At 38.9% G+C, this 5,697-nt stretch carries 5 protein-coding genes; all 5 read right to left on the minus strand.

The genetic code is table 11. From position 1 onward, the window contains the following. Positions 1-122: 122 nt before the first annotated feature. The 5 genes from HCR01_RS36605 to HCR01_RS40330 all read right to left on the minus strand — a co-directional run bounded on the left by HCR01_RS36605 (position 123) and on the right by HCR01_RS40330 (position 5,459). Positions 123-308 (minus strand): hypothetical protein, encoded by a 186-nt coding sequence (locus HCR01_RS36605; RefSeq protein ID WP_193200799.1) that lies wholly within the window; start codon positions 306-308, stop codon positions 123-125. A gap of 154 nt (positions 309-462) precedes the next feature. Next, positions 463-1,278, minus strand: coding sequence for a peptidoglycan-binding protein (locus HCR01_RS36610; RefSeq protein ID WP_226890045.1), 816 nt, complete (start codon positions 1,276-1,278; stop codon positions 463-465). Between the two features lie 59 nt (positions 1,279-1,337). Continuing rightward, a complete protein-coding gene (locus HCR01_RS36615; protein WP_193200800.1) occupies positions 1,338-2,060 on the minus strand; it encodes a peptidoglycan-binding domain-containing protein in 723 nt (240 codons plus the stop codon). A gap of 885 nt (positions 2,061-2,945) precedes the next feature. Then, on the minus strand, positions 2,946-5,120 hold the full coding sequence (locus HCR01_RS36620) for a hypothetical protein (protein WP_193200801.1): 2,175 nt from the start codon (positions 5,118-5,120) through the stop codon (positions 2,946-2,948). Positions 5,121-5,324: 204 nt separating this feature from the next. Further along, entirely contained in the window at positions 5,325-5,459 is a 135-nt protein-coding gene (locus HCR01_RS40330) for a hypothetical protein (protein ID WP_264299994.1), read from the minus strand. Positions 5,460-5,697: the final 238 nt, after the last annotated feature.

The following is a 5,697-nucleotide window of genomic DNA, read 5'->3' on the forward strand; positions in this document are numbered from 1 at the left end:
TTTCTCGGTCTATATCTTGAGGCAGGTTTTGGTTCATATTTGTGATACTCCCCCTGAAGTGTCCTCTTGTCAATACTCTGCCACCTGAATCCTTACAAATCCACTATCCAACCTCTCCAAATTTATAAAAATAGTCCAACTCTCCCAACTACAACTTCTTTGTCTGGGCTGCCTTGAATATACTTCAGCACAAGCTGAATACCTAATCCTTCTTGTCGAAAGGCAATTTGATAGTGGTCTGGGTTGAGATCCTTGTTGTTCTCTGTGATGAAATTAAAAAAGCTGTTCAAACTAAAATCCGTATTCATTTGGTTTAACTCCTGTGTACTACTTGATTTTCCAAACACAGTTAAACTTCAATAGCTTAACTTTTAGTAGTTGACGACAAGTACGGCTAGTTTTGGCAAGTGGTATTTTTTATAGTGAACCAATCTCATGTTCGGCAGCCTCTTGTGGAAGTAATTAAATCCCCAATGCTTTCCGCGTCGCTGTGCCAACACGTCCATCTACTTCCAAACCTTTCTGCTTTTGGAACTGCTTGACTCCATTTTCTGTACTTGCTCCAAACAAGCCATCAACATTAATGTTAAAACCTGCTCTTTTCAAAGCTATTTGAACTATGCGAACATCACCACCTTGCATTAAAGGCTGGCTTAACCGTAGTACTCGGTTTGCAGTTAGTTCATCCCTTTCTCCAAAACCCTCAGTAGGAGAGTTAGCTAATCTGTTATCAGTCTGAGCACCATAAACACCATCTTCTATGATGCGGTCATTGAGATTATATCGATTCCAAATCCGCTGGAACGATAACACAGAAAGACCACGAATATTCTGCATTGTTCTTACAAAGTCAAAGTGTACTTCATCAGCAGCTCCCAGCCAGCGCCAACCGCACTGTACAAAATAAGGTTTCCAAATATGGAAGTCTGATATATCTAATGCCAAACCACTCTCATGGTTGCTTTTACCTGGCTGGGCAACAAGAGTACGACCACATCGGTTTTGCTGCTTTTGACGGAATAAAAGATACTGTTGAGCAATTGTTCTATAAGCTGAGTTCACTACTAGTTTTCTGTTGCCGCTAGCTTTGATAGCTTGCCTGAGTCCTTCTTTAGCTGGCGGTTGTAATAAGGGAAAGACAGATGTACCTATAGATACATTCAAATCACTAAAACTAACAAGACATTTTGAGTCTATGCGTTGCATCTCAGTAATAATCTGCTGGGAGAGTCCGTTAGCCACACTCGTTTGGCAGGCTTTTACGTTTTTGAGCATCATAAAGATATCTTCAACCTAATATTCATTTATTCGCTTTTCGCTCTTACTTCTGCAATTTGTTAAGTAAGTTTCAATCTCCAAGAAGTTAAACCTAAGGCTTCTAGAGTTGAGGGGCCAACAATACCATCATCTGCAAGTCCTTCACTAACTTGAAACGCTTTAACTGCGAATTCAGTCTGCTCGTCAAAGATGCCATTTATAGAACCCAAGTAAAATTCCAGTTCATGTAATCGTTGTTGAAGCTGGTACACATCCTTGCCAGAAGCTCCCTTTTGCAAGTTACCTATAGCTAGAGTCATAACTAGGCTATTTTTATCAGCGTTTGTTTCTAAAGTAGAAACGGCGCTATTTATATCCCTATTTTCATGTGATACTTGAGGAACAATAATGACAGTATCACTGCCATTTTTTCCAGTAATGCCATTTATAGCTGCTGAAGCTTTTTGAGCTTTAGTCTTTAATAATTGAGTGTCTCGATTTGCTTGAATAGCCTTAGAAATCACATATGAAGCACCACTAATTCCTAGTAAAGCTAGTACTTCAGGTGTAATTACAGGAAACTGTGGCGGCTGGGATTTGATAATCAGATAGAATAAGCTCATTGCTACAACAAATGTGAAGATTAAAAATTGAAAGCGCGACATACTTGCATCACCATTCTCATCACTAATAATATTTGCAATATTAATCCTGCTTGTAACAATAAAAAATACGATAATTAATTCTAAAGCGCCAATAAAGATAGCGAGTAGCCAACCTATTAATAACGCTAAATTCAGCATATTATTGTCCTCATTTGTAAGATTTTGCAGGTGATTTTAGTTGACTATGATTTAACCTTAAATTCAGTTTATTTACGAGATAGCAGATATTGCTTCCGCTAAATATTAATAGCAGTTCCTCTGGAAGCCGGGGTAATTGAAACAGGCTATAGTTGACATTATTTCCTAATTGGAAGAAGTAAAATAATATAACTACTAAACTAACTACAAACAATTGAATGCTTTGCCAACTGTAATTTTTAGTTTGTCTTATATTGTGTCTTAAAAAAGTAATATAAATTTCCCTTGTCAAAATCAGATAAAATACTATCGTCGCTAAAGTAGCTAAAAATAACCAAATTTCCCAGGCGATAAATTTGCTTAAGTAAATAAAATAATTAATATTCTCTTTCATTGAATTCTCCAAGTTACATATTTATACACAAGCTTTAAATAAGGCAGAAGGCAACTATGACAATTTAGAGGGGAATTCGACCCCTCGTAATTTGGAGCTACTAAACAAAGAGTAAGCGTAGGGATCTTGAACTCTTGTAGTGACTTCGGCCGTTCTTGTGGTGATTGCTAAGGGCTTTCTTGAGAAAGCCCCTAACAAAACTACATCGAGTAAAGCTCAGGGCAAACGCATCATGTCAACAAGAAGATTTTATTCTCAATAGACTCGAAAATAGTCGCATTAATTCTCGCTTATTGACACAAGTTTAGCGTAGGTGTAGCCCGTCGTAGACATCGCTTTGAGTCTTAGAAACTAAACCAAACGAGAAATGCTGATTTTTTCGTTGCTTCTCAACCTGGGTTGTGATCAAGAGTACTTTAGATGCGTTTGCCCTGGAGCAAAGCTGCCTTTGTTGATAAACTTCTCTACATTAAAGTAGCGACGTTAAAATGTTAAGCATAGCAGTCAGCAAGTATGGTTGTGATGTCTGTAAGGTCAATATCGCTTTTTATCCCAGGATGCCATATATCTATATTGTTCAGTTTCCACTGATGTGCACCAATATCTGGGGCAGATTCTCCCTGAGGAGTAACGCCAGATATTACAGCAGCAGCTCCACGCACAGGACTTGACTGTTGTGGTCTATAGTCGGTAGACAGTACGGGCTGACTAGAAACCCAAAGAGGTTTACCTATTTTGCTCTTAGTCGCTGTAGTAGGAACGTCCATATTGTGAAATAAATTATTTCTAACTCCAATAGTTGCTCCTAACTTATCACCACCAGCAGTAGCACTATCATAGTAGAAGATATTATTTGCAATATCGTTGTTTGGGTGTTCAAACTGTCCAGTACTACCAAGGTTGAAGAACTTATCTTTGCCTCCTGTATATACTGTATTGTTGTAGAATTTTAAAGGTGATGAAGATTTGAAGTTTACAACATAACCAATATTGCGAAAAACATTACTGTGAACAAGAATATTTGACACTTTTGCACCACTATTATAGATAGGATACGAGCCAGCAGTAATGTAGTTGCAGAATATTTCTATGTTATTAGACACAACTTCAATTGCGTACAATGGCTGATCGTCTAACCATTTAATCCACTCACACTCATACAACTTCAAGGCAGGCGTATTAGTTCCAGAAGCCAAACTCACAGTACTATTAAAAACACAGTTACGAATTGTAGTATTTGTTGTTCTGTGGTTGAATATTTCTAAAGACATTTGAGGAGAATACCCGCCACCCCAAGACATAAACCTATCAACTAAGAAAGTACAGTTCTGGATATCAATATCATCTAAATACGTTGGTGGAGTTGCTCCACTATTGTAGAACTTTGATAAGTCTTCATAAGTTCTGAATGCAGCACCACCACGCTTTGAAATTGTATCCACATGGACGTTAACAAAACGAGCTTTCGTAAGCCGTGTAATTTCTAAACAGTTGGATTGTGTTTGCGAAGTTAGTCCATCATCGACGTTTTGTGGCAACACACTAGAACCTGGAGCATAAAAGCGCCGATCACTATAAGAACTATCAACCATATCTACAGATGACACTTTCGCTGTGTGCACACTAAGTAACCTTAATGCATTTTTGCGATACTTCTTAAAAGATAAATTGTGTAAGAGAATATCAAATGTATCTCGTACCTCAATGCCAGTGTTGTGCTTGTAGTAGTCACACGGGGTATTTGCAGTCGATGTACCTGTGAAGTTAAAGTTGATAATACGATTCTTGCGCCCTTTTGATAGCTTTAAAGCACCAACGATTGTAGGCTTACCATCTCCGATTAACGTGATACCAGAAGGTACAAGGGTTGGGTTAGTTGCAAGCGTGTAAGTTCCCGCAGCTACCTTAATCACATGTCCACTGTCAGGCATAACAGTGGTCAAAGCTTTTTGAACAGTTGCCCAAGGTGCAGCTTTAGTACCTTTTCCAGATGTATCATTTCCATTAGTTGCAACGTAATAAATAGTTTTACTCTGTGGAGTATCAAGGGCCAGCTTGTTGAGAGTAAACACCCTGCAAATTACTTGATTATAGTGCCCTAGACCAACCTTACCTGCGGATGCTAGAGCTGGGTCAGCATCCGAAAACTCAGTTAGCAAAACAAGCTTATTATTTGCTGTATCGATGTAGTACACTTCAAACACAGTCAAAGCAGTATTAAACGAGTAACAGCGCACAATGTATTTAAAATCTGATGTGCTACTAGTAACATTTGTGAGTGCTTTCCATAGTTCAGTAGTGACTCCTTTAACAACTTTGGTAGCTTGAACATCTACCTGAGTATTGTCATTTACTAATGCCAGACGAATACGATAACGATCCCCATTGCTCTGGATACGTGTTTCAATGAAAGGTCTGAAAGTGGAGTTATAGTTTGTCCTATTTGCTTGAAATACTACTTCACAATCTTGGATTGTGTGAGTGTTTAGTACTGCTGAGGATGTACCGCTTATGGTATTTACTGCATTTAAATAAGTAGAACTAGAGATACTCCAGTCAGTACCAGCAGTCATGTTTGGTTTAAGATCTAGCCAGCCGTTCCCGATAGTGCCAGCAGTAGTTGCGGGTCTGTCAAAGCTATCAGTAAATAGTTGAGTTGTAATCATATAATTCTGGGTTGAATAGAGTAAAAGACTGAGTGTTTCTCACAAGAAGGCACCGCCACATGATTTAGGACTAACGAGTACTGTCTGTCCATGACTGTTTTCAATAGTGGCTAGGTACTCACCCTAAAACAGAGGATATGTGCCCAATCTTGAAAAGCTAGTTTAAGGGATGATTGCAAAATCAGAGCAGATGAGAATAGCTGGTTAGGAACCAGACAGTGACAAAAGTTCTGTTGAGGGAAAAAAGCTACTGAAGCTAATCCCACCAACCCAAGTTAACTGGGTAAACAAGTCAAGGGCATTCCACTCGCTGTCATGCAAGACGTCGCTAGTCACCATGACATGAAAAAGTAGAGGTCACTGTACAATCCCAAATCATTCAGCGACCACAACCTTGATCAAATCTTTGCACCACCTATGCGTGGAAAAAGGTTATGATTACGGCGAAGTCTGCCCCTTATTGCTGGAACAACACTACTTACGTTCCTGTGCCAGATAAGCACAAGGGTATTGATAAGTTCGCTCTCATACACTCTTTACTCAAGATACAAGTTCAATCTTTGCCGATGCGATTAAA

Source organism: Nostoc sp. MG11 (assembly GCF_014904695.1).
In the GTDB taxonomy this organism is placed as follows: Bacteria; Cyanobacteriota; Cyanobacteriia; order Cyanobacteriales; family Nostocaceae; genus Komarekiella.

Bases quoted from the DNA above. Each gene is read 5' to 3' on its own strand.
- HCR01_RS36620 (WP_193200801.1), bottom strand. From the start codon at position 5,120: ATGATTACAACTCAACTATTTACTGATAGCTTTGACAGACCCGCAACT.
- HCR01_RS36610 (WP_226890045.1), bottom strand. From the start codon at position 1,278: ATGATGCTCAAAAACGTAAAAGCCTGCCAAACGAGTGTGGCTAACGGA.
- HCR01_RS36615 (WP_193200800.1), bottom strand. From the start codon at position 2,060: ATGCTGAATTTAGCGTTATTAATAGGTTGGCTACTCGCTATCTTTATT.
- HCR01_RS40330 (WP_264299994.1), bottom strand. From the start codon at position 5,459: ATGGTGACTAGCGACGTCTTGCATGACAGCGAGTGGAATGCCCTTGAC.
- HCR01_RS36605 (WP_193200799.1), bottom strand. From the start codon at position 308: ATGAATACGGATTTTAGTTTGAACAGCTTTTTTAATTTCATCACAGAG.